A 1,313-nucleotide genomic window follows, 5' to 3' on the forward strand; every position below is an offset into this window, starting at 1 on the left:
TGTAGTTGCCCCTTAATTTCCGGACAGTTCCTCGGTGGTTGAACGGTTGATGTACTCGCGCGGCGAGAGGTAGCCAAGCGCGCGATGCGGATGGACTGTATTGTAGTGGCGGAACCAGTGGGGCAGCATTGCGATCACGGTTTTGGCGTCAGGCCGATCGGCGATGCGGACGTAGTCGCGCTTCATGGTTTTGACGAAGGCTTCCGCCATTCCGTTCGACTGCGGGCTCTCGACCGGCGTTGTGCGGGGTTGGAGATTGATCTCACGGGCGAAGCGGCGGGTTTCCCGGGCGGTGTAGCAGCTACCGTTGTCGGACAGCCATTCGATGGTCCTGGGCAGCCGGTTCACGCGGCCGAAGCGATGCTCGACCGTGGCGGTCATGAGGTCGCGTACGTCTTCGGCCGAGATGCCCGCAGTGGTCGCCACGAAGCCCATCGCTTCCCGGTCGCAGCAGTCGAGCGAGAAGGCGACGCGCACCTTCTCGCCGTTGTCGCAGCCGATCTCGAAGCCGTCGGTGCACCAGCGGGTGTTGCGCGTATCGACCGCCACGCGCCCTTCGTGGCGCCGCTCCGTGTCTTGGCCGCTGTGCCGGGCAAGCAGCAGGCCGTTGACCTTCATGACCCGATAGACGCGCTTCACGTTGGGCGCCGGTGGGCCGCCATTGCGGGCCTGACGGCGCAGCAACGCATGGACGCGGCGATAACCGTAGGTCGGCATATCGGCGATCAGCGCGCGGATCCGCATCACCAGATCCTCGTCCGGGAGCGGAGGCCTCCCGCGCCGCCTGGCGGGAAGCCTGCGCTTCGAGGACGAGAGATGTGCGCGCGACACCCTGAGCGTCATCGCAACCGCACTCACTGGTTGCCCTCCGGCGACGAGAGCATGCGCAATGGCGTTTTTTTGGGACCGACCACACGCGAGACGGCCTCGCGCAGGATCTCGTTCTCCATGGTCTTTTTGCCGAGCATGCGCTGCAGCTCACGCACCTGGTCCTGCAGCAGGCGGTATTCGCTGGCCGGGACCACTTCGCCACCGGCGCGGGTCGCGGTCAGCGCGCCGCTCTCCGCCTGCCGGCGCCAACCAAACAGCTGGTTGGGCGCAACACCATGAAGTCGCGCCACATGGGACACGCTCATGCCGGGAAGATAGGTTTCTTCGACGATGCGGAGCTTCTCTTCCGGGGCCCAGCGCCTACGGCGCTGAACCCCTCCGAGAACCTCCGCATGCACATAGTTCCTAGGCTTACTGTCGGTCATATTCCTCACTCTTACATAAGTGTGAGGTCCTGTCCGGGGAATTCGGGGGCCGCTTCA

The 1,313-nt window shown here is 64.7% G+C and carries 1 protein-coding gene; it reads right to left on the minus strand.

All coding sequences use genetic code 11. The features are described 5' to 3' along the window. Positions 1-12: 12 nt before the first annotated feature. A protein-coding gene (locus AX692_RS12665) for an IS3 family transposase (protein ID WP_196491794.1) occupies positions 13-1,256 on the minus strand; the annotation gives its coding sequence in 2 pieces (ribosomal slippage) (positions 13-915 and positions 918-1,256; 1,242 coding nt in all). Between the last annotated feature and the right edge of the window lie 57 nt (positions 1,257-1,313).

The organism is Erythrobacter donghaensis (assembly GCF_001557325.1).
Taxonomy (GTDB): Bacteria; Pseudomonadota; Alphaproteobacteria; order Sphingomonadales; family Sphingomonadaceae; genus Erythrobacter; species Erythrobacter donghaensis_B.